Source organism: Aeromicrobium sp., assembly GCF_049587115.1.
Taxonomy (GTDB): domain Bacteria; phylum Actinomycetota; class Actinomycetes; order Propionibacteriales; family Nocardioidaceae; genus Aeromicrobium.
Genome location: NZ_JBAVDI010000095.1, coordinates 1 through 23,457, shown reverse-complemented (window position 1 = coordinate 23,457; position 23,457 = coordinate 1). Strand labels below are relative to the sequence as shown.

24 protein-coding genes, 2 tRNA genes and 1 pseudogene are annotated in these 23,457 nt (G+C 66.7%); 12 read left to right on the top strand and 15 right to left on the bottom strand.

The genetic code is table 11. From position 1 onward, the window contains the following. Positions 1-224: 224 nt before the first annotated feature. Positions 225-298 (top strand) — tRNA-Gly (locus WB461_RS09305). A gap of 134 nt (positions 299-432) precedes the next feature. Here the strand turns inward: WB461_RS09305 and WB461_RS09300 are convergent. Together WB461_RS09300 and WB461_RS09295 are read right to left on the bottom strand one after the other, a co-directional pair. Further along, positions 433-517, bottom strand: a tRNA-Leu gene (locus WB461_RS09300). A 486-nt stretch (positions 518-1,003) separates the two neighbouring features. Then, positions 1,004-2,281, bottom strand: coding sequence for a DUF445 domain-containing protein (locus tag WB461_RS09295; protein ID WP_423852453.1), 1,278 nt, complete (start codon positions 2,279-2,281; stop codon positions 1,004-1,006). Positions 2,282-2,415: 134 nt separating this feature from the next. Between WB461_RS09295 and ypfJ the strand changes: the two genes are divergently transcribed. The 3 genes from ypfJ to hrpA are packed head-to-tail and all read left to right on the top strand — an operon-like array spanning position 2,416 to position 7,649. Continuing rightward, complete coding sequence (ypfJ, locus tag WB461_RS09290) at positions 2,416-3,315, top strand: KPN_02809 family neutral zinc metallopeptidase (RefSeq protein WP_423852452.1); 900 nt, start codon at positions 2,416-2,418, stop codon at positions 3,313-3,315. A gap of 3 nt (positions 3,316-3,318) precedes the next feature. Beyond that, a complete protein-coding gene (locus WB461_RS09285; protein WP_423852451.1) occupies positions 3,319-4,068 on the top strand; it encodes a CPBP family intramembrane glutamic endopeptidase in 750 nt (249 codons plus the stop codon). Beyond that, positions 4,065-7,649, top strand: a complete 3,585-nt coding sequence (gene hrpA / locus WB461_RS09280; RefSeq protein ID WP_423852450.1) for an ATP-dependent RNA helicase HrpA — start codon at positions 4,065-4,067, stop codon at positions 7,647-7,649. Before WB461_RS09285 ends, hrpA begins: the two co-directional genes overlap by 4 nt. A 43-nt stretch (positions 7,650-7,692) precedes the next feature. On the opposite strand, the gene WB461_RS09275 is transcribed toward hrpA, so the two are convergent. Beyond that, entirely contained in the window at positions 7,693-8,052 is a 360-nt protein-coding gene (locus WB461_RS09275; RefSeq protein ID WP_423852449.1) for an FKBP-type peptidyl-prolyl cis-trans isomerase, read from the bottom strand. Between the two features lie 43 nt (positions 8,053-8,095). Here WB461_RS09275 and WB461_RS09270 point away from each other — a divergent pair, with 43 nt between their 5' ends. Further along, positions 8,096-9,142: a zinc-dependent alcohol dehydrogenase family protein gene (locus WB461_RS09270; RefSeq protein ID WP_423852448.1), complete on the top strand. Its 1,047-nt coding sequence runs from the start codon at positions 8,096-8,098 to the stop codon at positions 9,140-9,142. Here WB461_RS09270 and WB461_RS09265 read toward each other — a convergent pair. Genes WB461_RS09265 through WB461_RS09250 form a run of 4 tightly spaced genes read right to left on the bottom strand, consistent with a single transcriptional unit; the run spans position 9,120 to position 12,525 of the window. Continuing rightward, the gene (locus tag WB461_RS09265; RefSeq protein ID WP_423852447.1) at positions 9,120-9,449 is read right to left on the bottom strand and encodes a DUF952 domain-containing protein; all 330 of its coding nucleotides are present in this window, start codon (positions 9,447-9,449) and stop codon (positions 9,120-9,122) included. The genes WB461_RS09270 and WB461_RS09265 overlap by 23 nt on opposite strands. Further along, the gene (locus tag WB461_RS09260; protein ID WP_423852446.1) at positions 9,446-9,895 is read right to left on the bottom strand and encodes a MarR family winged helix-turn-helix transcriptional regulator; all 450 of its coding nucleotides are present in this window, start codon (positions 9,893-9,895) and stop codon (positions 9,446-9,448) included. Before WB461_RS09260 ends, WB461_RS09265 begins: the two co-directional genes overlap by 4 nt. Before the next feature lie 40 nt (positions 9,896-9,935). Beyond that, a complete protein-coding gene (locus WB461_RS09255; protein ID WP_423852445.1) occupies positions 9,936-11,153 on the bottom strand; it encodes an acyl-CoA dehydrogenase family protein in 1,218 nt (405 codons plus the stop codon). A 13-nt stretch (positions 11,154-11,166) separates the two neighbouring features. Next, on the bottom strand, positions 11,167-12,525 hold the full coding sequence (locus tag WB461_RS09250) for an acyl-CoA dehydrogenase family protein (RefSeq protein ID WP_423852444.1): 1,359 nt from the start codon (positions 12,523-12,525) through the stop codon (positions 11,167-11,169). Positions 12,526-12,657: 132 nt separating this feature from the next. On the opposite strand from WB461_RS09250, the gene def reads away from it, so the two are divergent. Beyond that, positions 12,658-13,263, top strand: coding sequence for a peptide deformylase (gene def / locus WB461_RS09245; protein ID WP_423852443.1), 606 nt, complete (start codon positions 12,658-12,660; stop codon positions 13,261-13,263). 40 nt (positions 13,264-13,303) lie between these two features. Here the strand turns inward: def and WB461_RS09240 are convergent, their stop codons facing one another. After that, positions 13,304-14,107, bottom strand: a complete 804-nt coding sequence (locus WB461_RS09240) for a TrmH family RNA methyltransferase (protein WP_423852442.1) — start codon at positions 14,105-14,107, stop codon at positions 13,304-13,306. Positions 14,108-14,125: 18 nt separating this feature from the next. Here WB461_RS09240 and WB461_RS09235 point away from each other — a divergent pair, with 18 nt between their 5' ends. Both WB461_RS09235 and WB461_RS09230 read left to right on the top strand, forming a co-directional pair. Beyond that, the gene (locus WB461_RS09235; RefSeq protein WP_423852441.1) at positions 14,126-14,653 is read left to right on the top strand and encodes a YbhB/YbcL family Raf kinase inhibitor-like protein; all 528 of its coding nucleotides are present in this window, start codon (positions 14,126-14,128) and stop codon (positions 14,651-14,653) included. A gap of 68 nt (positions 14,654-14,721) precedes the next feature. After that, a complete protein-coding gene (locus WB461_RS09230) occupies positions 14,722-15,066 on the top strand; it encodes a TraR/DksA family transcriptional regulator (RefSeq protein ID WP_423852440.1) in 345 nt (114 codons plus the stop codon). Positions 15,067-15,118: 52 nt separating this feature from the next. Here the strand turns inward: WB461_RS09230 and WB461_RS09225 are convergent, their stop codons facing one another. The 3 genes from WB461_RS09225 to WB461_RS09215 are packed head-to-tail and all read right to left on the bottom strand — an operon-like array spanning position 15,119 to position 17,477. Then, positions 15,119-16,195, bottom strand: coding sequence for an SPFH domain-containing protein (locus WB461_RS09225; RefSeq protein ID WP_423852439.1), 1,077 nt, complete (start codon positions 16,193-16,195; stop codon positions 15,119-15,121). Next, a complete protein-coding gene (locus tag WB461_RS09220; protein ID WP_423852438.1) occupies positions 16,195-16,659 on the bottom strand; it encodes an NfeD family protein in 465 nt (154 codons plus the stop codon). The genes WB461_RS09225 and WB461_RS09220 overlap by 1 nt, the downstream gene beginning before the upstream one ends. After that, a complete protein-coding gene (locus tag WB461_RS09215; RefSeq protein WP_423852437.1) occupies positions 16,656-17,477 on the bottom strand; it encodes an ABC transporter ATP-binding protein in 822 nt (273 codons plus the stop codon). Before WB461_RS09215 ends, WB461_RS09220 begins: the two co-directional genes overlap by 4 nt. Positions 17,478-17,558: 81 nt before the next feature. Between WB461_RS09215 and serB the strand changes: the two genes are divergently transcribed. After that, a complete protein-coding gene (gene serB, locus WB461_RS09210; protein WP_423852436.1) occupies positions 17,559-18,764 on the top strand; it encodes a phosphoserine phosphatase SerB in 1,206 nt (401 codons plus the stop codon). 55 nt (positions 18,765-18,819) lie between these two features. Here serB and WB461_RS09205 read toward each other — a convergent pair whose 3' ends face one another. Beyond that, complete coding sequence (locus WB461_RS09205; protein WP_423852435.1) at positions 18,820-19,035, bottom strand: dodecin; 216 nt, start codon at positions 19,033-19,035, stop codon at positions 18,820-18,822. A gap of 87 nt (positions 19,036-19,122) precedes the next feature. On the opposite strand from WB461_RS09205, the gene WB461_RS09200 reads away from it, so the two are divergent. After that, positions 19,123-19,458: a DUF3099 domain-containing protein gene (locus WB461_RS09200; RefSeq protein WP_423852434.1), complete on the top strand. Its 336-nt coding sequence runs from the start codon at positions 19,123-19,125 to the stop codon at positions 19,456-19,458. Then, positions 19,451-19,657 (top strand): acetone carboxylase, encoded by a 207-nt coding sequence (locus WB461_RS09195; RefSeq protein ID WP_423852433.1) that lies wholly within the window; start codon positions 19,451-19,453, stop codon positions 19,655-19,657. Before WB461_RS09200 ends, WB461_RS09195 begins: the two co-directional genes overlap by 8 nt. Before the next feature lie 13 nt (positions 19,658-19,670). On the opposite strand, the gene moaA is transcribed toward WB461_RS09195, so the two are convergent. After that, complete coding sequence (gene moaA, locus WB461_RS09190) at positions 19,671-20,657, bottom strand: GTP 3',8-cyclase MoaA (protein ID WP_423852432.1); 987 nt, start codon at positions 20,655-20,657, stop codon at positions 19,671-19,673. Between moaA and WB461_RS09185 the strand changes: the two genes are divergently transcribed. Further along, positions 20,656-21,507, top strand: coding sequence for an SURF1 family protein (locus tag WB461_RS09185; protein ID WP_423852431.1), 852 nt, complete (start codon positions 20,656-20,658; stop codon positions 21,505-21,507). The two genes, moaA and WB461_RS09185, sit on opposite strands and share 2 nt — an antisense overlap. 66 nt (positions 21,508-21,573) lie before the next feature. Here the strand turns inward: WB461_RS09185 and WB461_RS09180 are convergent, their stop codons facing one another. Together WB461_RS09180 and WB461_RS09175 are read right to left on the bottom strand one after the other, a co-directional pair. Continuing rightward, positions 21,574-23,172: an ABC-F family ATP-binding cassette domain-containing protein gene (locus WB461_RS09180; RefSeq protein WP_423852430.1), complete on the bottom strand. Its 1,599-nt coding sequence runs from the start codon at positions 23,170-23,172 to the stop codon at positions 21,574-21,576. A gap of 152 nt (positions 23,173-23,324) precedes the next feature. After that, positions 23,325-23,457, bottom strand: a pseudogene (locus WB461_RS09175) (metal-sulfur cluster biosynthetic enzyme); the annotation flags it as partial.

Below are 23,457 nucleotides of genomic sequence, written 5' to 3'. Positions count from 1 at the left end.
GGCCAGGCGCCCGATCGTTTTCTCACGGTCGACCTCTAGTTGATCGCGCTCGGCCTTCACGCTCTCCATGGTGGCGCAAGCGCACAAGACAGACGAGTCATTCCACCGCGATCACGACGCGTCATGTGCGCAAAGTCTGAGGTCCGGAGTCGCACCCTGGCACCTGGACAGTCCTGAGGGTGGTTCATAATGGGAACGTGTCAGGCTCGACAGAGGCTGGCTTCGCGGACGTGGTGTAGTTGCAGCACGCTTCCCTTCCAGGGAATGAGTCGAGGTTCAAATCCTCGCGTCCGCTCCACATGCTTCCGGCCGATGCCAGGGTCACCGCATCGATTCTCGATGATGTCATGACCGACGACGAGCCCATCTGGCCCGGCTCAAGACAACGAACAACATCCCCTCCAGGAGGAGAGGATGTCACTCGGGTGATCGTGTCCGAGGGGGGACTTGAACCCCCACGCCCCTTACAGGGCACTAGCACCTCAAGCTAGCGCGTCTACCATTCCGCCACCCGGACATGCACCCCATGACGGGGCGCGGTGCAGCACTGAACTTTAGCAAACCCCTACCGGTGTTCCGAATCGGGTCGCCGGGCCAGCAGGCCGACGAGGCCGGGCCCGGTGGCACTGCGGCGAATTCGTTGGCACAATTAGTCGAGGCCCCGGAAAGTATGAGTTTCCGGGGCCTCTAGGTGAGCGAGCGTGATGCTCTCCCTCATCCAGAATCCTTGTGCGCTCCCACCGGCCACATCACTGGCTGGCTGCCTCCGGCTTGCGCCCTTGGCCATGGGATCGAATCTGAATTCTTTCCCGCTCTCCCGAAGGAGTGCGTAGGTCATTTGTATGCCCCCCGCCGCTCGGGCACAAGGGCTTTGGCAATCTTTTTCGGCCTCAAGGGGTGATTGCTCAACTTACCCACAGAGTGACCCACGTCACCCACAGATTATCGGATCTTGTACACATGTTTTCCACATGTCGGCCCCGTCGAGCGCCACGTGATTGGCTCAGATCATGGTCGACACGGCATGAATCGCGACCCCCGCCAGGCCGCCGACCACTGTGCCGTTGATGCGGATGAACTGCAGGTCCCGCCCCACGTGCAGCTCGATCCTGTCGGCGGTCTCTTTTCCGTCCCATCGCTTGACGGTGGCCGAGATGATCGTGGCGACCTCGCTGCCGTAATGGTTGACCGCGTACGCCGCGACGTCGGAGATCCGCGCGTCGATCCGATGGTTGAGCTCGGGCTCGTCGAGCAGACGCTGGGCGAAATACTCGATCTCCTCCAGAGCGCGGCGGCGCAGCAGGCCGGTCTCGTCACCCAGCGACCCGATCAAGGCACGGCGCAGGGCGTCCCACAGCTGGACCGAGGTCACGCTGACCCTGGGTTGGGAGAGCATGCGCACCTTGAGCCGTTCGAATCGGACCCGGGTGTCGGGATCGGTCTGGAGGCCGCGGGCCAGCTCGTGGAGCCACTTGTCCAGGGCGATCCGAGCGTTGTGCTCCGGCGTGCGGCCGATCTCCTCGACCCAGTCGACAACCTGTTCGTGCACCCAGCCAGCGACCCGCTTGTCCAGCCACTGCGGGGTCCAGGAGGGTGCGCGATTCTCGATCAGCGCGGCAACTTCGCCCTCGTTGTGCGCCAGCCACCGGCCGAGCTCATCAACGGCCAGGTCAACCAGGCCGCGGTGCGCATCGTCGCGCAGCACCTCTTCGAGCAGCTGCCCCACGACGGGGCTGAGCTCTTCTTCCTTGAGTCGCGGGATCAACGCCTCCTGGATCACCGCCGCCACATCAGACTCCTTGACCTGCTGCAGCGCGTCCGCAAGCACCCGCGAGCCCTCGGCCACGAGCCGTTCCCCGTGCCCGTCAGCGACCAGCCACTCCCCCACCCGCCGGCTGACCCCCGCGGACTGGATGCGCTCGCGCACGACATCCTCACGGAGGAAGTTGTCGGTCACGAACTCCTGCAGGCTCTCGCCCAGCGACTCCTTGCGGTTCGGGATGATTGCGGTGTGCGGGATCGGCAGCCCGAGTGGGTGACGGAACAGCGCCGTCACCGCGAACCAGTCGGCGATCGCGCCGACCATCGCCGCCTCGGCGCCAGCGTTGACGTACGCCACCCAGCCGCCGTGATCACGCGTCAGGACCCAGACGACGGCCGCGAGGATCAGGAGCGACAAGGCGAGGGCGCGCATCCGACGCAGGCCGCGCAGACGCACGACATCGCCGGCCGAGAGGCCCTCTGGCAGCTGGAAGCTCGGGCTGGCATCTGTCGCGGTCACGGCATGACACTATCCGCGAGCGGCCCCTCGCGCCTGCGTACACTTCTGGCCATGAGCGAGCGCCAGCGAGGGAATCATCACGCAGGAATCACGATGGCGCCTCGGTGTCGTGGATCTGTCAGTGAGGAGACGTCATGAGCTTCAACGAGGGAGCCTCACTCGACACGAGCCAGGTGACCGGGGGCGGCGGCGGTGTCCGTGGCGGAGCGATCATCGGCGGAGGCGCCGGCGGCATCATCCTGCTGATCCTGAGCCTGGTCTTCGGCCAGAACCTCACCGGCGGGAGCGGGAGCCCGTTCGACAACTCGCAGATCCAAGGTGGAGGCGACAGCTCGACGACTGACTTCTCCCAGTGCAAGACCGGCGCCGACGCCAACCAGGACACGACCTGCCGCATCATCGGCACCGTCAACAGCGTTCAGGCGTACTGGACCGAAGCCCTGCCGGCCGACGTCCAGAGGCAGTATCAGGCGGCTAAGACCGTGATCTACACCGGTTCGACACAGTCGGCATGCGGAACGGCCTCGAATGCCACCGGCCCCTTCTACTGCCCGTCCGATCAGCGCGTCTACATCGATGCAAGCTTCTTCGACGAGCTTTCCGGCAGATTCGGTGCTGACGACGGTGCGCTCGCCCAGGAGTACGTCGTCGCGCACGAGTACGGCCACCACGTCGAGAACATCCTGGGCTTCCTCGCCAAGGGCCAGGATGGCAAGACCGGTCCGTTGAGTGGCGGGGTGCGCATCGAGCTGATGGCCGACTGCATGGCCGGGGTGTGGGCCAACCATGCGTCCACCACCAAGGACGCTGATGGCAACACGTTGCTCAAGCCGCTCACCGACGACGACATCCGCTCTGCCCTCTCGGCCGCCTCGGCGGTGGGCGACGACCGGATCCAGAAGTCGTCCACTGGCCGAGTCAACCAGGAGACCTGGACCCACGGCTCGAGCGAGTCAAGACAGAAGTGGTTTCTGGCCGGATACAAGGACGGCAACGTCAACCAGTGCGACACCTTCAGCACCAACGACCTCTGAGTGGTGTCCGACCGGAGGCTGAAGGCCGAGACCTGGATCGTCCTGGGGCTGTCCCTCGGGTCGTCCGGGGTGTACTCGGTGGTCAGTCTGATCCGCAAGGCCACAGAGCCGGGCGGGCTGCGTGACCAGACCGCGACGCTGAACGGCTCGCAGGACAACCGACAGGTGTTCGACTTCAGCTATCAGGTGCTCGGCATCGGCTTCGCGCTCGTGCCGGTCGTGCTGGCCCTCTATCTGTTGTCGCTCGACGCCGTCAAGGAGCCCGTGCTGCGGCGCCTCGGACTCGATGCCAGACGACCTCGCCTCGACCTGGGCTGGGGCGTGCTGCTGTTCGGGGCGATCGGTGTCCCGGGGCTCGGCCTGTATGGGCTGGGGCGCCTGCTGGGCATCACGACGCAGATCATCCCGGCTCCAGACGTCTCCTACTGGTGGACCGTTCCGGTTCTGATCCTGGCCGCTCTGCAGAACGCGGTCGTCGAGGAAGTCATCGTCATCGGCTACCTGATGACCCGGCTCAAGGGCTTCGGCTGGACGACGTGGGCCACCATCGTGTCCGCGGCTGCCCTGCGCGGCAGCTATCACCTCTACCAAGGGATCGGACCGGGGATCGGCAACTTCGTCATGGGGCTGGTGTTCGGCTACTGGTTCCATCGCACCAGACGGGTGCTCCCCCTGGTGATCGCGCACACACTGCTCGATGTCGTCGCCTTCGTGGGATACCTCGTGCTCGGCGATGCGTTGGGACTGTCATGAGGATCTCCTACGACGCGGCGCTACCGATCTCGGCTCGTCACGACGACATCGCGGCCGCGATCCGCGACCACCAGGTCGTGGTGGTCGCCGGCGAGACCGGCTCGGGCAAGACCACGCAGCTGCCCAAGATCGCGTACGAGCTGGGCCGTCGCGCCATCGCCCACACCCAGCCGCGACGCATCGCCGCCCGATCAGTCGCCAAGCGCATCGCTGACGAGTGCGACGTCGAGCTGGGTGCCGAGGTCGGATATGCCGTGCGATTCGACGACCAGACCGGCGCCGACACTGCGATCAAGCTGCTCACCGATGGTCTCCTGCTGGCCGAGCTGCAACGGGATCGGCTGTTGTCGCGTTACGACACGATCATCATCGACGAGGCGCACGAACGTTCCCTGTCGATCGACTTCCTGCTGGGCTACCTCAAGCAGCTGCTCCCACGCCGCCGTGACCTCAAGGTCGTGATCACCTCCGCGACGATCGACGTCGAGCGCTTCGCGGAAATGTTCCAGGCCCCGGTGATCGAGGTCAGCGGACGAACCTACCCCGTCGAGCTCCGCTACCGCCCACTGGCCGAGAGTGGCGCCGACGACCAGCTCGATGCGATCGCTTCAGCGATCTCCGAGCTGCCGCGAGACGGCGACATCCTGGTGTTCATGTCGGGCGAGCGAGAAATCCGCGACGCGACCGACTACCTGCTCGCAAAGAAATATCCGCGCACCGAGATCCTCCCGCTGTTCGGACGGCTCGCAGCCGGGGACCAGCAAAAGATCTTCAGCAATCACACCGGCCGCCGGATCGTCCTGGCCACCAACGTCGCAGAGACGTCATTGACCGTGCCCGGGATCCGCTACGTCATCGACCCCGGATTCGCCCGGATCTCTCGATTCAGCCAACGACTCAAGGTGCAACGTCTGCCGATCGAGCCGATCTCGCAGGCCAGCGCCTCCCAACGGGCCGGGCGTTGCGGTCGCGTCGCCGACGGCATCTGCATCCGGCTGTACTCCGAGGAGGACCACGACGGCCGGCCCGAGTTCACCGATCCCGAGATCCAGCGGACCAACCTCGCGTCGGTGCTGCTGCAGATGGCCTCGTTGGACCTCGGCGAGATCAGCAGCTTCCCATTCCTGGACCCGCCCGACCCTCGCGCCGTCACCGATGGCCTCAACCTGCTCTACGAGCTGGGTGCGATGCACGGTCGAAGGCTGACGAAGGTCGGACGGTCCATGTCCACGCTGCCGACTGACCCCCGGCTGGGTCGCATGCTCCTGGCCGCCGATCGCCTGGGCTGCCTCGCCGACGTTCTCGTGATCGTGTCGGCGATGTCGATCCAGGACCCGCGGGAGCGGCCGCTGGAGCACCAGCAGGCGGCCGACGAGAAGCACCGCCGGTTCGCGGAGCCGGACTCGGACTTCCTGTCCTGGCTGACGCTGTGGAAGTACATCCGCGAGCAGCGCGACAACCTCTCGAGCTCGGCGTTCCGGCGCATGTGCCGCAGCGAGTACCTGCACTACCTGCGGATACGCGAGTGGCAGGACGTCCACTCCCAGCTTCGGCGCACTGCCAAGGAGCTCGGCATGAAGCCAGGAGCGGCCGGCGCCGACACCGACCTGGTCCATCAGGCACTGCTGGCCGGACTGCTGTCGCACGTCGGCCTGCGTGAGCTCGACGGGCGGGAGTTCCTCGGTGCCCGACAGGCCAAGTTCATGGTCTTCCCCGGCTCTGGCCTCGCCCGCAAGCCCCCCCGGATGGTCATGGTCGGTGAGCTCGTCGAGACGAGCCGGCTGTGGGGCCGCACCGCCGCCAAGATCCATCCCGAGTGGGTGGAGTCGGCCGGTGAGCACCTGATCAACCGCTCGTACAGCGAACCGCACTGGTCGACCAAGCGCGGCGCAGTCATGGCCCGCGAGAAGGTTCTGCTCTATGGCATCCCGCTGATCGTCGACCGGCTCGTCCCGTACGGCCGGGTGGACCCTGTGGTGTCCCGCGAGCTCTTCATCCGGCATGCCCTGGTGCAGGGCGAGTGGCGTACGCATCACACCTTCTTCGCGCGCAACAAGAAGATGATCGAGGACGTCGAGGAGCTCGAGGAGCGCCTGCGCCGCCGGGATCTGCGGGTCGATGATGACACCCTCTACGCTTTCTACGACGAGCGTGTTCCCGCAGACGTCGTCTCGGGCCGGCACTTCGACTCGTGGTGGAAGAAGACCAGACTGGCCGAGCCAGAGCTGCTGACGTTCGACCCGGCAATGTTGAGCCACGGACCCGCCGGCGCTGACGCGGAATATCCCCGTGAGTGGCACTCCGACGGTGAGGCCTATCCCCTGACCTACGCCTTCGAGCCGGGCATGGATGACGACGGTGTGACGGTGGACCTGCCGGTGGAGCGGCTGCTCCGAGTCGACGACCGCGCCTTCGACTGGCATGTCCCGGGGCATCGAATCGAGCTCGTGACTGAGCTCATCCGATCGCTGCCCAAGCGGTTGCGCCGCGAGTTCGTGCCTGCTGCGCAGTTCGCGCCCAGGCTGGTCGAGGCGATGGACGCGGGCGCGGCCGACCTGAGCGACGAGCTCGCCCGGCAGATGCGGCTGCTCAACGGCACACTCGTCAGCCCCGAGGATTTCGACTTCGCAGCATTGCCCGGGCACCTTCGGGTGACGTTCCGGGTCGTCGAAGGCGGCACGGAGCTGGCCCGCGGCAAGGATCTGGCGGCCTTGCGATCCGAGCTCGCCTCGCACGTGCGTGCAGATCTCACCCGAGCCGCCCAAGAGGAGGAACGCGGCGGACTGCTGGCGTGGACCGTCGGTGCGATCGACCGATCGATCACCGCAGGCCAGGTGACCGGCTATCCGGCTCTCGTCGACGAGGGATCCTCGGTGGCGCTGCGCGTGCTCGACTCCCCTGTCGAGCAGTCCGTCGCGATGGTCAAGGGCCAGGCCCGGCTCCTGTCGTTCACGCTGCCGACGCCCGTGCCACAGCTCGGCCGGGAGCTCGACCTCCACGCCAAGCTGCTGTTGTCGACCGGCCCCCACAAGGACGCCGCAGCGGTGATCGAGGAGTGCTGGCTGGCTGCGATCGAGATGCTGGTCGAGCGGCACGGCGGACCCGCGTGGGACATGGAATCATTCGACGCACTTCGTGAGGCCCTTCGCGCCGATGTCTACGCCGAGACCGAGCAGGCCGTCCGCTCGGTGATCGAGGTGCTTGCGGCCTGGGGCGAGGTCACTCCGACGCCTGCGACCGAGGCCGGCGAGGACGTCCGGGTGCAGCTGTCGTGGCTGGTGTACCGCGGCTACATCCGAGACACCGGGGTGACCAGGCTGCGCAGGCTGCCGCTCTACCTCGCGGCCGCCCGCCGGCGGCTCACGACGCCGTTGACCGACGATCTGCTAGCGACACAGGAGCTCGAGGCGCTGTTCCACGAGCGCACCGCCACACTTTCGACATGGGCGCGTCTGTCTGAGGACGTCCAACACGTGCGCTGGGCACTCGAGGAGCTCCGCCTGAGCCTGCTCGCGCAGCATCTACGGACAGCTTTCCCGGTCTCGGTCAAGCGCGTGGCGGCCCTGGTCGACGGCCTCTGACGGCCACGGTCCACCAGAGCGACCTGGTGAACCGCGTCGTAAGTCAGACGCCGAGCAGGTCGATCACGAAGACCAGGGTCTTGCCTGCCAGACGGTGTCCTCCACCGGCCGGGCCGTAGGCGAGCTCGGGTGGGCACACGAGCTGACGGCGTCCGCCCACCTTCATGCCGGGGATCCCCTGCTGCCACCCGGCGATGAGCTGTGGGAGGGGGAACTTGGCCGACTGGCCGCGGTCCCACGAGGCGTCGAACTGTTCGCCCGTGTCGAACTCGACCCCGACGTAGTGCACGTCGACGAGTCCACCGGGCATCGCCTCGGGACCGTCGCCGACGATCAGGTCGGTGATCTGGAGCTCGCTGGGTGCAGGACCCTCGATGAAGTCGATTTCAGGCTTGTCAGTCATGCAGGCGATCCTGTCACATGGGGTCGCTGCCACAATGGGTCGCATGCGCGCCACTGTTCTCCACGCCCCCCGCGACATCCGCCTCGACGACGCCCCCGAGCCCCAGCTGCTGCATGACACCGATGCGGTCGTTCGCGTCGTGGCCTCGTGCGTGTGCGGATCGGATCTGTGGCCCTATCGCGGCATCGGCCACAGCGGTGGACCGACCCGCATCGGTCACGAGTTCGTCGGAATCGTGGAACAGGTCGGGTCATCGGTCACGTCGGTCCAGACCGGCGATTTCGTCATCGCGCCATTCATGTACTCCGACAACACCTGCCTGCTGTGCCAGCACGGTGTCCACACGTCGTGCGTCAACGGCGGCGTCTGGGGCCGCCCCGACCGACATGGTGTCGAGAACGACGGTGGTCAGGGCGAGCTCGTCCGGGTGCCACAGGCCGACGGGACGCTGGTGGCGACGCCCGGTCAGCCCGATCAGGCGATGGTCGCGCACCTGTTGACACTGTCCGACGTGTTCCCGACCGGTCACCACGCTGCGGTCTCCGCCGGCGTGGCGCCGGGCAGCAACGTCGTCGTGGTCGGTGACGGCGCGGTGGGCCTGAGCGCCGTGCTGGCGGCCAAGCGTCTCGGCGCCGCGAAGGTCGTGGCGATGTCCCGCCACGAGGATCGTCAGATCGTGGCGGCACGCTTCGGTGCCGACCAGATCGTGGCCGAGCGCGGTCGCGATGGCGCTGCTCTGGTGCGCGAGATCTTCGACGGCATTGGAGCCGACCACGTCCTGGAGTGCGTCGGCACCAAGGACAGCATGGATCAGGCCATGCGCAGCGTTCGACCCGGTGGCCGCATCGGTTACGTCGGCATCCCGCACGATGCCGTCGTCGACCTGCCCTCGATGTTCGGTCGCAACATCGGGATCGCCGGCGGCGTCGCCCCGGTGCGCGCGTACCTCGAGGAGCTCCTGCCCGACGTGCTGGCCGGAACGGTCTCGCCTGGCGACGTCTTCGACCTCACGCTCCCGCTGGACCAGGTCGCCGAGGGTTACCGGGCGATGGACGAGCGTCGGGCGATCAAGTCGATGCTGATGACCTGAACGGCTCTGTCCTCACGACAGCGGTCGTGTTGATCGGCCCGTACACGTGCGGGAATGGCAGGCTCTGGCCTTCCACCCGGTCGAGCTGCCACGGCGACGTCAAGAGGTCGGTGTCGATCGTCAGCAGGACGAGTGGCTCCGAGACGTCGGCGTAGAAGCGCTGGTGCACGCCGCTCACCTGCTCGGCCTGTGAGCAGTGGATGAAGCCCACGTCGGCCAGATCCAGACCCAGCGTCGAGACCGTATACGTGCCGGCGGCCTCAGCGTCCCGCCACGCCTGCTCCGCCGTCAGGTGGAAGATCCTCACGGCAGGCGTTCAGCCGTGTCGTTGAGCCGCGCGAGGCTACGGGCGAAGCCCTTGACCTCGTCTTCGGTCCAGTCCGACAGCAGGGCCGAGAGCCGCTCGTGACCACTGCGGCGGTACGCCTCCACCTTGCTCACCGCAAGGGGCTCGGCCACCAACAGCTGGGCCCGACCATCGTCGGGATCGGGAACGCGCGCCACCAACCCGATCTTCTCCAATGACGCGATCGCCCGGCTCGCAGTCGACTTGTGCACGTCGAGGTTTTCGGCCAGCTCCGAACCACGAATCCCGTCCGGTGCGTCGCAGATCGCCAACAGGAACAGCAACATGCCGTAGTCCATCGCGGGATGGATGTCGGGCAGCTGCCGCATCGACCGCGCGCGCACCCTTCGCAAGAAACGGGCCAGCTCGTAGTCGATGGCGAGATCGTCAGGCAGGTCGCTGGTCATGGCAGAACCCTAACCAACGAACACGGTCACCCGCTGCAGGTCATTGCAGCTGCGACGAGGTGAGGTCGAGCAGGCGGCGGGCCACGATGAGCTGCTGAATCTGCTGCGTCCCCTCGAAGATGTCCAGGATCTTGGAATCCCTCGACCACTTCTCGATCAGCTCGTGCTCGCTGTAACCCAGGGTGCCGACGAGCTCGACGCATCGCAGCGTGATCTCGTTGCCAACCCGTCCCGCCTTGGCCTTGGCCATCGAGGCCTCCATCGAGTTGGGCTTGCGGTTGTCGGCGAGCCAGGCTGCCTCGAGCGTCAGCAGCAACGCGGCTTCCCAGTCAGCCTCCATCGCGATGAAGGTCGCGGCCGCGTACGACTGCGACTGCACCGGACGGTCGTAGTCGATCACGACGCCTGCCTCCTCGAGCAGGCGGCGGGTGTCCTCCAGCGCGGCACGAGCGCAACCAACAGCCATGCCCGCGACCAGCGGCCGCGTGTTGTCGAAGGTCGCCATCGCTCCGGCAAAGCCCTGCTTGGTGTCGATCTCCGGATTGCCCAGCAGATTTTCGGCCGGCACTCGGCAGTCGTCGAGCACGATCACGGCAGTGTCCGACGACCGGATGCCGAGCTTGTGCTCGAGCCGCTCGACGCGGATGCCCGGCAGGCTCTTGGGCACGAGGAAGGACTTGATCGCGGCCCGACCGAGATCCTTGTCCAGCGTGGCCCACACCACGACGGAGTCGGAGCGCTCACCGGCCGTGACGAAGATCTTCTCGCCGTTCAGGACGTAGGCGTCGCCATCCTTGACTGCTGTGGTCGTGACGGCCGCCGAGTCCGAACCGAAGCTCGGCTCGGTGATCGCCATCGAAGCCCAGGTGCCCTTGAATCGTTCAAGCTGCTCCTCATTGGCCACCGAGGCGATCGCAGAGTTGCCGAGTCCCTGTCGGGGCATCGACAGCAGAAGGCCCACATCGGCCCAGCACATCTCGATGATCGAGAGCACAGACGACAGGTTGGTGCCGTTCCTGACCTTGCTGGAGCCGGCCTCGTCGCTGTCGTCCCGACGGACACCGGCGGCGCCTGCGCCCTGGCCCTGACCGGAGTCGCCCATGCCGTCCACCAGGGACGCGAGCAGGTCGAGCTCCTTGGGGTACGCGTGCTCGGCGATGTCGTACTTCCGGGAGTTGGCCCGAAGGAACTGCTCAGCGACCTGGTGCGCCTGCTTGACGAACGGTCGGAACTTGCGGGGGGTCTCGAGATTGATCATGATGTGTCCGCCCTCAGACGAGGACTGCTCCTTCCATCAGGCCGACGGCCCGCAGGTCGCGGTACCACCGCTCCACGGGATGCTCCTTGACGAAGCCGTGCCCACCGAGCAGCTGGACGCCGTCGGTGCCGATCTTCATGCCGTACTCAGACGCGAGCCGGCGTGCCAGCGCGACCTCCCGAGAGAAGTCGATTCCCTGCTCGGCGCGCGAGGCCGCCTTGAGCGTCACCAGACGCATGCCCTCGAGCTCGATCGCAATGTTGGCGACCATGAACGCCACGGCCTGTCGGTGCGCGATCGGCTCGCCGAACGCCGAGCGCGTCTTGACGTAGTCCTTGGTGTAGTCCAGGACTGATTTGGCTGCCCCGAGCGCGAGCCCAGCCCACGCGAGACGCGACAGTCGAATGCACTCGCGATAGTCGTCCTCGGCTCCATCGCCGAGGATCGCGTCGGCGGGGACGTGGACGTCGGTCAGCAGGAGACGGCTCAGGCCGGCCGCGCGCAGGCCCATGCTTGGGTCGGCCTCGATCTCGACACCGGCGGCGCTGGACTCGAGCAGGAACAGCGTCGGGCCACGACCCTCGAGATCGGCAGCCACGATGAACAGCTCCGCCTCGTTGCCGCGCACCACGGCAGACTTCACGCCGTTGAGGACGTATCCGTCCTCGTTCTCGACTGCGGTGGTCCTGAGCTCGAACGGGTCGAACAATGCCCGCGGCTCGGCCACAGCAAGCGCCGCGGCCGGGACGTCGTCTCCGGCGAAGGCCGGCAGATAGGTCTGTTGCTGCGAGTCCGAGCCCCACAGCGAGATCGCCGTGGCGACCGCAGCGGGTGCCAGACAGGCGACGGCCTGACCCATGTCACCCTCCGAGAGCGCTTCGGCGACCAGCACGCCGGTGACGGCCGACCGCTCCTCGGAAAGTCCGCCCAGCGGTTCGGGGATGTTCAGGAGGGTCAGTCCGAACTCACCGGTCTGCGCCAGCACCTCCTTGGGAGTGTCGTTCGCATCCTCGGCCGCTGCGGCGCCCGGTCGCAGCACCTCGGCGGCAAACTCCCGGATGACGCCGACGATCATCTGTTGATCCTCGGTCGGCTCCAGGTCGAAGACTCCGCTGTCCGACGTGCGTGCAAGCCTCGTCGGCTTGTTGGCACCCTGGACACGCTTGAAAGCACGACTCGTGGCACCAGCGACTCGGAAGCCGCCCTTGGCGCCTTCGTAGACGGCTCGCTCGGTCGTCTTGCGCAGGTTGAGCTTGTCGATGGCAGACGAGCTGGCGATGCGGTTCAGCACCGCCAGTCCGATACCCATGGGATCCCGACGACTGGCCACAAGGAACTCCTCGATGATCTCGGGTTGGACTGAGGTGCCCACCCGCTGCCAACTGTAACTGGGAGTTGCAGTTTGGCATACCAATGGTATCCGAACTCACATCGCCAGACCAGCAGTTGCCGCACGTTGGCGAATCGGTAACCTGTGGCAGGTCCTGAGCGAAGGAGCCAGAGCGTGTCCGCTTCACAGTCCCGTCCGCTGCCCGCCGGCGGCTCCGTGCGACCCATCACCCGATGGTGCACCCCCGTCATGCACCGCGAGCTGCGGGACGTCACATCCTTCGACAGCGAACTCGCAGACCTCGTCGCCGACATGGTCGCCACGATGTATGCAGCCCGAGGCGTCGGTTTGGCCGCGAACCAGGTCGGCGTCGACCTCAAGGTCTTCGTGTTCGACTGCCCCGACGACGACGACAACCAGATCACCGGCGTCGTCTGCAATCCGGTGTTGCACCTCCCCGAGGGCAAGGACCGCAACCTGGAGGACGAGGACGAAGGTTGTCTCTCGCTTCCGGGTGCGTTCAGTGGCTGTGCCCGTCCCGATCGCGCCCACGTCACAGGCGTCGACGAGACGGGAGCACCGGTCGAGTTCGTCGGTGACGGACTGCTCGCGCGTTGCCTGCAGCATGAGACCGATCACCTCTTCGGCACCGTGTTCGGCGACCGGCTGCCCGAGCGGGCTCGCAAGAAGTTGTACAAGCAGCACCATGAAGTGGCCGACAACTATCCGGACGACTGGCCCGTCACCATCCTCGTCGACGAGAAGGTCATCGAGCGGTGACCTGCCAGGCCTCGACGCCGAGCCGACTCGCCCCTGCCGACTAGCGCCGGCGCAGCTCCCAGCACGCCACTGCGACCGATGAGGCGACGTTGAGCGAGTCGATGTCAGCAGCCATCGGGATCGTCACCCGGTGATCGGCTGACCGCTCCCAGTGCGCGCTCAGGCCGTGCCCCTCGGAACCGACCACCAGGGCCAACCGAGGTGTGTCGTGGGGGACTTCGTCGATCGACACCGCGTCGTCGGCCAGTGTCATGGCATAGGTCGTGAAGCCGGCCTCGCGGAGCAGGGCCGGCGCCTCGTACCAGTCATCAACGCGCGCGTACGGCAGCCAGAAGACCGATCCCATCGAGACCTTGATCGCGCGACGGTAGAGCGGGTCAGCGCACCGTGGTGACAGCAGCACCGCATCGAATCCCAATGCCGCCACGGCACGGAAGGTCGCGCCGACATTGGTGTGGTCGGCGAGATCCTCGATCACCACCACCCGCGTGGCGCTCGCCAGGACATCTCGCGCCGACCGGGGTGCCGGGCGCTCGAGCGCTGCCAGCGCGCCTCGGTGCACGTGGAAGCCCGTGAGCCGCTCGATCGACGCGTCGTCCAGAACGAAGCACGGCACGTCGGTGGCTTCCAGCAGGTCGCCGAGGCGGTCCAGCCAGCGCGGCGACATCAGCAGGGATCGCGGCCGATGGCCCGACTCGATCGCACGTCGCACGACCTTCTCGCCTTCGGCCAGAAACAGGCCCCGGTCAGCCTCGAGTCTCAACCGCAGCTGCACGTCACGCAGATCGACATAGTCGCGGAGCCGTGGATCCTCGAGGTCGTCAAGTCGTACGATCTCGGCCACCGGGCTAGCCTAGCCAGCATGAGCCTCGAGCGTCCCGTCGCACCTGATCCTTATCCACTGCTGCCCGCCGCCGCGACGTTCGTCGTGACGAGCACGGACGTGACCGACGGGCAACCGCTCCACGACAACCAGGTCAACGAGTTCGGTGACACCTCCCCGCACCTGAGCTGGAGCGGGGCCCCAGAAGGCACCAAGTCGTTCGTCGTGACCTGTTTCGACCCAGACGCGCCCACCGTCTCAGGGTTCTGGCACTGGGTGGCCGTCGACATTCCGGCCGACGCGACCGAGCTGGCAACTGGAGCCGGCGCTTCAGACGACTCACTGCCCGGCGGGGCGTTCCACGTGCGCAACGACGGCGGCGGGCTCGGATTCATGGGGGCCGCTCCCCCGCCGGGCGATCAGGTGCACCGCTACTTCTTCGTCGTCCACGCCGTCGGCGAGGATCGCCTCGGGGTCGAGGGCTCGGCCTCGCCCGCCGTGGTGGGATTCAACCTTGCGTTCAAGACGCTGGGTCGCGCGATCATCCATGGCACGTACTCCCACTGAACTCACTTGATGCCCACAGTCCGACAGAGGACAGTGAGCCTGACGCACGCCACGAGACGAGGACACAGATGGACGATCAGCGAGCCAAGGACCTGTTGAAGGCCGAGACCGAACGACTCACCGCGCTCCTGCACACGACCGAGTCCGAGGGTCGGCAGAATCGCGACGCCCAGGACGAGGATCAGGAAGCTGACGACAGCGCCGAGCAGCTGACTGCGGAGGGCGTCGACGACGCCCTGGCAGAGGGCTTCCGCCAGCGCCTCGAAGCGGTGCAGAGGGCCGAGCAACGGCTCGCCGACGGCACGTACGGCTTGTCGGTGCGCAGTGGAGCGCCCATCCCCGACGAGCGACTCGAGTTCGACCCGGCTGCCGAGCTGACCGTCGAGGAAGCCACCGAGGACCAGCAGGACTGACCCATCTGGGTGTGCCCCGAGTCCGGCGACGACCGACTGCGTCAGCCCCGAGTCACTCCGGGGTGCCGCTTTCGGGCGCCGCGGGCGGCCTGCTCATCGTGGTCTCGGCGGCCTTGGCGGCATCCAGAGCTTCCTGCACCGCCTCATTGGTCGCGGCATCCGGCTGGACGTCGTCCTCGATCGGCTCATCGAAGTCGATGCGACTCTTGCTGCCCCCGCCGTCGACGGGGATCGTCCCGAGCGTGCCGCCGAGGGTGCCGAGCGCCTTGGTCAGCTCGGCCGGGATGATCCATGTCGTGGCGTTGTCGCCCTCGGCGATCTTCGGCAGCATCTGGAGATACTGGTACGACAGCAGCTTCTGGTCCGGGTTGCCATCGTGGATCGCCTGGAAGACGGTCTGGATTGCCTGCGCCTCGCCCTGCGCCCGCAAGATCTGCGCCTGCCGGTCGGCCTGGGCGGTCAGGATCTGCGCCTGCCGGTCGCCCTCGGCGGTCAGGATGGCGGACTGCTTCTGACCCTCGGCCATGAGGATCGCAGATTGGCGCTCGCCCTCGGCGGTCAGGATCGCCGCACGCTTGTTGCGCTCCGCCCGCATCTGCTGCTCCATCGCGTCGATGATCGACGGCGGCGGGTCGATGCCCTTGAGCTCGACCCGGTTGACGCGGATACCCCACTTGCCGGTCGCGCTGTCGAGCTCGCCGCGCAGACCGGAATTGATCTGGTCCCGGCTGGTCAGTGCGTGCTCCAGGCTCATCCCGCCGGTGATGTTGCGCAGCGTCGTCATCGTCAGCTGCTCGATCGCCTGGATGTAGTTGGCGATCTCGTACGTTGCCGCGACCGGATCGGTGACCTGGAAGTAGATGACGGTGTCGATCGAGACGACCAGGTTGTCCTCGGTGATGACCGGCTGCGGGGGGAACGAGACGACCTGCTCACGCAGGTCGATGACGTAGCGCACCTTGTCGATGAATGGCACGACGATGTTCAGACCCGCCGACAGCGTGGTGCGGTACTTGCCGAATCGCTCGACGATGCCGGACCTGGCTTGCGGAACGATCTTGACCGTCATCGAGACGACCGCGATCGCCAGGACGGCAAGCAGGATGAGCACGACCAGTGCTGCTGACATCAGGACTCCTTGGTGGTGGCTAAAGCCGTGACGACGACGGACGCGCCGTCGATCCGGGTGACAAGGACCTTGGTTCCGGTGTCATATGACTCTGACTCGAGCTGGGTCCGGGCAGACCACAGCTCGCCGGACAGCTGGACTCGTCCCTGACGGTGGCCGACCGGTTCGACCACGATCGCGGTGTGCCCCACCAGGGCCTGGTGACCCGTCAGCAGCGTCGGACCGGCATGCAGGCGCTCGACCAACGGCGGACGGACCAGCAGCACGAGGGCGACCGCGACGGCGATGAACACGACAATTGCGAGCCACAGCGGCCCACCAAGGCCCGCCACGACGGCACCCGCGAGCGCCGCGAGGGCAAACATCAACAACACCAGATCAAGGCTGAGGAGCTCGACCAGCGCCAGCACCACCGCGATACCGAGCCAGGTGGCCCACGCGTGATCCTGCATCCAGTCGATCATCGTGCCTCCCGTGTGTTGTCGGCGCGGTGTCCGTGGGCCGCCCGACGAGCGGTGTATCGACCACCATCTCGCGTCAGCGTGATTCGCGACCCGAAGGTCGCACTGAGCGACTCCCCCGTGAGCGTCGACTCGAGTGGACCCTGTGACACCACCTTGCCATCCCGCAGCAACAGCACGTGGGTGAAACCAACCGGGATCTCCTCGACGTGGTGCGACACCATGACCAGAACCGGCGCGTCGGGCGAGTGCGAGAGCACCTCCAGGCTGCTCATCAGGTCTTCTCTGGCGCCCAGATCCAGACCCGCAGCAGGCTCATCGAGCAGCAACAGTTCGGGATCGGTCATGAGTGCGCGGGCGATCAGGACGCGCTTGCGCTCGCCCTCCGACAGCGTGCCGAAAGTCCGCTCAGCCAGCGCCGTGATGCCCAGCTCGCCCATCATCTGCGTCGCACGATCCCGATCGATGTCGTCGTACTGCTCCTGCCAGCGACCCAGCACCGCGTACGAGGCGGACATGATCGAGTTGCGGACTGACTCGGTCGCGGGGATGCGGTCGGCGACCGCCGTGCTGGTGTGGCCGATCCGGGTACGCAGCTCGAAGATGTCGACCGAACCGAGCTTGCTGCCCAGGATGCGGACCTTGCCGCTGGAGGGATGGGTCGTCGCACTGATGATGTGCATGAGCGTCGTCTTGCCGGCGCCGTTGGGCCCCAGCACCACCCAGCGCTGGCCCTCTTTCACGGTCCAGCTGACGTGGTCCAGCACGACCTTCCCGGGACGTATGACACTCACCTTCGAGAGCTCGAAAGCAGCAGACATGCACCCTCCAAGTCGAATTTCAGTGCCGGTGGTGTCAACCTATCGCGAGGCTGGGCACGGTCAGCGATAGCCTCGGGTGCGATGACCGAACCTGTGCCCACCCTGCACTTCACCGATCCCACCGTCCTGGTGACCCTCACGGGTCCTGATCAGAGCGGCGTCACGACGCGCCTGTTCGCGGCGCTCGAACCTTTCGGTGTCGAGGTCATCGACGTCGAGCAGCTCGTGGTGCGCGGCCGGCTCATCCTGAGCGCGCTGCTGACGGTGCCGGCCGACCGACGAGGACTCGAACAGACGGTGCACACGGTCGGCGCAGATTTCAGGCTCGAGGTCACGGTGGAGCACGGCACCGGCGACAATCGGCCCCGCCGGGTCGGCCGCGCCCAGGTCGTGGTCCTCGGGACACCGTTGCGGCCCGCGGCGATGGCAGCACTCGCCCAGCGGATCAAGGACGACGGCGGCAACATCGACCGGATCGTGCGGATGGCGCGTTACCCGGTCACCGCGATCCGCATGGAGGTCTCAGGGGCTGACCCGGACCAGCTCCAGGCCGACCTGGCCGCGGTGGCGTACGAGCAGGGTGTCGACGTCGCTGTGCAGGAGAACGGAATCCTGCGGCACGCTCAGCGCCTCGTCGTGATGGATGTCGACTCGACTCTGATCCAGGGCGAGGTGATCGAGATGATCGCCGCCCACGCCGGATTCGAGGCCGAGGTCGCCGCCGTCACCGAGCAGGCCATGCGTGGGGAGATCGACTTCTCCGAGTCGCTGGTCGCGCGCGTCGCCCTGCTCGCCGGCGTCGAGGAGTCAGCGCTCGACGAGGTCTACGAGTCGCTCACGTACGCGCCCGGCGCGCGAACCATGATCCGCACCCTCAAGCGACTGGGCTACCGATTCGCACTGGTCAGCGGCGGGTTCACCCACATCATCGAGCGCATCGCCGCCGAGCTCGACATCGACTACTTCGCAGCCAACCAGCTCGAGGTCGTCGACGGCCGGCTGACGGGTCGCATCGACGGTGACATCGTCGACCGGGCTGGCAAGGCCGAGGCCCTGCGCCGGTTCGCCGGCGAGGCCAGGATCCCGGTCCTCAACACCGTCGCGATCGGCGACGGCGCCAACGATCTGGACATGCTCGCCGCTGCCGGACTGGGGATCGCCTTCAACGCCAAGCCATTGGTCCGCGACCAGGCCAGGACCTCCGTCAACGTCCCATACCTGGACGCCATCGTGTATCTGCTCGGCATCACCCGCGAGGAGATCGAGGCGGCCGACGCCGCGGACTAGACGGCCCGTCGACCGTGCGCGGGTGGTCCTTGCCGGCGCGGATCGAGCGCTTCGCCTACTCGTCGTCCTCCAGCCGGAATCCCAGCTTCATCGTGACCTGATAGTGCGAGACCTCGGCGTCGGTGACCTGCCCCCGGATGTCGGTGACCTCGAACCAGTCGAGGTGGCGCAGGGTCTTGGCGGCCCGCTTGATGCCGTTGTCGACGGCCTGGGTGACGCCGTCGGGCGAGGTGCCGACGATCTCGGTGACACGGTAGGTGCGATCAGTCATGCCCAGAGCGTACGACGACTCTCCGCCGTACGGGTAGGACCCTCACTACGACCCGGCACATCAGGACGTGCGACGTATCATGGAAGTGTGTCGAACGAAGCGCGCAAGCAGCAGGTCTTCTCGATCACGACCGCCGCAGAGTCCCAGAGCGAGGACCGCGGCCGCCGTGAAAGACGCTATGCGATCTCGATGGGGATCCGCACGCTGTGCTTCGTCGGCGGCGTGATCGTGCTCTCCACCGTCCCGTCGCCGTGGTCAGGGCTCGGCTGGATCCTGTTCGCGGGTGCCGTGTTCCTGCCCTACACGTCAGTCATCCTCGCCAATGCGGGTGTCCGCAAGAAGGGGTCAGGGCCGTCGCCCTTCGGTCCGGAGCCCGCGGGCCAGATCGAGGCACCCCGAGGGACTCCGCTCGACCGTGGATGACATTCTCACCTGCTCGGCGAAGGGCTGCGCCGAGCAGGCGAAGCATCAGGTGCAGTGGAACAACCCGAAGATCCACACCCCCGACCGGCGCAAGATCTGGCTCGCCTGCGACCAGCACGAGGAGACGCTTCGCTCCTTCCTGTCAGCTCGTGGCTTCTGGAAGGAGACCACGCCGGTCTCCGGCCACGACAGACCTTGAACCGGTCGTCCCGCTAGCCGCCGATCGAGGACATGGGACGCGATGACTGCAGGAACGATGGGTCGTCGATGCCGTGTCCGGGGAGCTTGGTCATCATGGCGGCGGCCCAGCGTCGGGCGACCTCGTCGTCCGACGCGCCTGAGCGGAGTGCGCCGCGGAGGTCGGACTCCTCGCGAGCGAACAAGCAGTTGAGGATCTGTCCGTCAGCAGTCAGCCGAACGCGGTTGCAGTCGCCGCAGAACGGCCGGGTGACCGAGCCGATGATGCCGACCGTGTGCGGACCATCGTCGACCAGGAACTTCTCTGCCGGCGCTGATCCGCGCCCGTCCAGCGGGGTCAGGTCGAAGTGTTCGCCCAACAGGGCGAGCGTCTCCTCAGCGGTGACCATCGCCTCTCGATTCCAACCGTGTTGCGCGTCGAGCGGCATCTGCTCGATGAAGCGCAGCTCGTAGTCGTTCTGCATGCACCAGCGCAGAAGGTCAGGCGCCTCGCGGTCGTTGATTCCGCGCAGCAGCACGGCGTTGACCTTGACCGGCGCGAGCCCGGCCGCACGAGCGGCCGCGAGTCCGTCGATGACATCGTGCAAACGGTCGCGCCGCGTGATCTGCTCGAAGGTCGCTGGATCGGTGGTGTCCAGGCTGATGTTGACGCGGTCTAGGCCAGCCTCTGCCAGCGCTTTCGCGGTGTGCTTGAGCCCCAGCCCGTTCGACGTCATCGCGGTACGTGGCCTCGACGGCAGGGCCTTGGTGGCGGCCACCAGCGCCGGCAGGCTTCGGCGCAGCAGTGGCTCTCCCCCGGTGAACCGGACGTCGCGGATGCCCAGGATCTCCACGCCGATGCCGATCAGCCGCATGAGCTCGGCGTCGGTCAGCGTCTCCTCGGTCGGCATCCAGTCCAGGCCCTCGGCCGGCATGCAGTACTGGCAGCGGAGGTTGCAGCGATCGGTGAGTGAGACGCGTAGGTCGGTGGCGATCCGCCCATGACCGTCGATCAGCTCCATGACGTCCATCCTAGGCGCGCCGCACCAACCCGGCACAGGTGGAGTTGGTGCGCACAACTACCGTCGTCCTGTGTACCGCTTCCTGTCGAGTGGACGCTGGGTCGGATTCGCGATCTTCGTCATCCTGCTCGCCGCCGTCTGCGCCCGACTCGGGTTGTGGCAGTTCCATCGGCTCGAGCACCGGCTCGATCAGAACAAGATCATCACCGCCCACCTCAAAGCAGATCCGGTCGACATCGCGACCGCACTTCAGCCGGGTGTCAGGGTCGACGACGGCAACGAGTTCACCCGGGTGCGGGCGACCGGCACCTATGACGTCGAGCATCAGGTCACGGTCAAGTTCACGACCCGCGACGGCGCGCCGGGGGTCGATGTCGTGACGCCGCTCGTGCTGGCCTCGGGACAGGCCGTGCTGGTCGACCGCGGTTGGCAGGAGACCAACAACAACATGGCTGACCCGGTCGTGCCGGCGCCGCCGAGCGGAGAAGTGACGATCATCGGGTGGATGCGCAAGAACAACGGAGCCGGTGGCGACGCGGTCCGACCACTCGACGGGCAGATCCGTGCCATCTCCAGCGAAGGCATGGCCGCGTCGGTGCCGACCCCGCTGCTGGACGGCTACCTGAACCTGCGCGCCGAAACTCCGGCGCCATCGACTCCGCTCGCGGCCGAGCCGACACCCGAGCGTGGCCAGGGGCCGCACTTCTTCTACGCGCTCCAGTGGTGGTTCTTCGCCATCCTGGCGGTCGTCGGCTACTTCTGGTTCGCCCGGGCCGAGGCCAAGGAGCGTCGCAACCCCACCAGGATCGACGGCTTCGCCACGAAGTCCGAGCCCTCCACACCACGCTGATGCCGCCGAGACGGCTTGCCGGCCCCGCGCGCTGGCGAACCCGCTGATCAGTGTCCCGAGGCGCTTCTAGGCGAGGCTGACCAGGTCGGCGTAGTCGTCGGACCAGAGGTCTTCGTCACCGTCGGGCAGCAGCAGCACCCGATCGGGCTCCAGGGCCATGACGGCGCCCTCGTCGTGGGAGACCAGCACGATGGCGCCCTCGTACGTCCGGATGGCTCGCAGGACCTCCTCGCGAGAGGCTGGGTCCAGGTTGTTGGTGGGCTCGTCGAGGATCAGCACATTGGCACTCGACACGATCAGGCTCGCCAGCGCCAGCCGGGTCTTCTCGCCACCGGAGAGCACGCCGGCCGGCTTCGAGGTGTCGTCGCCACTGAACAGGAACGAGCCAAGCACGCTGCGCGCCTCGGTATCGGTGAGCTGCGGCGCGTTGGCCTGCATGTTCTCCAGCACCGTGCGTGAGGTGTCGAGGGTCTCGTGCTCCTGCGCGAAGTAGCCGATCTTGAGTCCGTGACCGGGCATGATCTCTCCGGTGTCGGCTGTCAGGGTGCCAGCGAGGATGCGCAGCAGCGTCGTCTTTCCTGCGCCGTTGAGTCCGAGCACGACGACCCTGCTGCCCTTGTCGATCGCGAGATCGACGTCCGTGAAGATCTCCAGCGAGCCGTACGACTTGGACAGGCCCTCCGCCATCAGCGGGGTCTTGCCGCACGCAGCCGGCTTGGGGAACTTGATGTTCGCGACCTTGTCCTGGACACGCTCCCCATCGAGCCCGGAGACGAGCTGCTCAGCACGGCGAAGCATCTGCTGAGCAGTAGCGGCCTTGGACGCCTTGGCCCGGAACTTGTTGGCCTGGCTCGTCAGCTGGTCGGCCTTCTTGACCGCGATTGCACGCTCACGCTTGCGACGGTGCTCATCGGCCTCGCGCTGCTTGACGTAGGACTTCCAGCCCATGTTGTAGATGTCGATCGTGGCCCGGTTGGCGTCGAGGTAGAGGACCTTGTTGACGGTCTCCTCGATCAGCTCGACATCGTGGCTGATGATGACGATTCCGCCGGAGAAGCTCTTCAGAAAGCCCCGCAGCCAGGCGACCGAGTCCGCATCCAGGTGGTTGGTGGGCTCGTCGAGCAGCAAGGTGTCGGCGTCGGAGAACAGGATGCGGGCGAGCTCGATGCGGCGACGCTGTCCACCCGAGAGAGTCGCCAACGGCTGCTCCAGCACGCGATCGGGCAGACCGAGGGCCTTGGCGATCGTCGCTGCCTCGGACTCGGCCGCATAGCCACCGCCTGCGCCGAAGGTCGCATCGGCGCGGGTGTAGGCCCGCATGGCCTTCTCGGCGATGTCCGGATCCGGTGAGCCCATGTCGATCTCGGCCTTGCGCATCGCGGTCAGCGCCTCGTCGAGCCCGCGGGCGCCGAGGATGCGGTCGCGCGCCGTCGTGGCGAGGTCGCCGGACTTGGGGTCCTGCGGAAGGTAGCCGATCTTGCCCGAGGACGTGATCGAACCGGCAGCGGGCTGTCCTTCTCCGGACAGCATGCGGGTCAGGGTCGTCTTGCCGGCACCGTTGCGGCCGACCAGACCGACCTTGTCGCCCTTGTCGACCCGAAACGAGACGTCGGACATCAGGACGCGGGCGCCAAAGCGCAGCTCCACATTGGAGATGGTGAGCATGAATGATCCTTCAGATCAGGGTGTGCGAACGGGCAGGCGATCGGGCGCCTGCGTCATTCCCGCTGATAGAAGTTCACGTCCCCAGTCTACGGGCCGCGAGTCCGTCGAGCGAACGTCACCGTGTGCGTTCGCACACACCGCCTGCGGCGCGGTCAGCCGATGTTGAAGCCGAGCGCGCGCAGCATCTCTCGGCCGTCGTCGGTGATCTTGTCCGGGCCCCACGGCGGCATCCAGACCCACTCGATCCGGAAGTCGTTGACCAGTCCGTCGAGCGCAGCGCGCGTC

Coding starts and splice junctions, on each gene's coding strand:
- WB461_RS09255 (WP_423852445.1), bottom strand. CDS start 11,153: ATGATCAATCTCGAGACCCCCCGCAAGTTCCGACCGTTCGTCAAGCAG.
- WB461_RS09215 (WP_423852437.1), bottom strand. CDS start 17,477: ATGTCTGCTGCTTTCGAGCTCTCGAAGGTGAGTGTCATACGTCCCGGG.
- WB461_RS09185 (WP_423852431.1), top strand. CDS start 20,656: ATGACGTCCATCCTAGGCGCGCCGCACCAACCCGGCACAGGTGGAGTT.
- ypfJ (WP_423852452.1), top strand. CDS start 2,416: ATGAGCTTCAACGAGGGAGCCTCACTCGACACGAGCCAGGTGACCGGG.
- WB461_RS09270 (WP_423852448.1), top strand. CDS start 8,096: ATGCGCGCCACTGTTCTCCACGCCCCCCGCGACATCCGCCTCGACGAC.
- WB461_RS09225 (WP_423852439.1), bottom strand. CDS start 16,195: ATGTCAGCAGCACTGGTCGTGCTCATCCTGCTTGCCGTCCTGGCGATC.
- hrpA (WP_423852450.1), top strand. CDS start 4,065: ATGAGGATCTCCTACGACGCGGCGCTACCGATCTCGGCTCGTCACGAC.
- WB461_RS09205 (WP_423852435.1), bottom strand. CDS start 19,035: ATGACTGATCGCACCTACCGTGTCACCGAGATCGTCGGCACCTCGCCC.
- WB461_RS09235 (WP_423852441.1), top strand. CDS start 14,126: ATGAGCCTCGAGCGTCCCGTCGCACCTGATCCTTATCCACTGCTGCCC.
- WB461_RS09260 (WP_423852446.1), bottom strand. CDS start 9,895: ATGACCAGCGACCTGCCTGACGATCTCGCCATCGACTACGAGCTGGCC.
- WB461_RS09220 (WP_423852438.1), bottom strand. CDS start 16,659: ATGATCGACTGGATGCAGGATCACGCGTGGGCCACCTGGCTCGGTATC.
- WB461_RS09275 (WP_423852449.1), bottom strand. CDS start 8,052: ATGACTGACAAGCCTGAAATCGACTTCATCGAGGGTCCTGCACCCAGC.
- moaA (WP_423852432.1), bottom strand. CDS start 20,657: ATGGAGCTGATCGACGGTCATGGGCGGATCGCCACCGACCTACGCGTC.
- serB (WP_423852436.1), top strand. CDS start 17,559: ATGACCGAACCTGTGCCCACCCTGCACTTCACCGATCCCACCGTCCTG.
- WB461_RS09180 (WP_423852430.1), bottom strand. CDS start 23,172: ATGCTCACCATCTCCAATGTGGAGCTGCGCTTTGGCGCCCGCGTCCTG.
- WB461_RS09230 (WP_423852440.1), top strand. CDS start 14,722: ATGGACGATCAGCGAGCCAAGGACCTGTTGAAGGCCGAGACCGAACGA.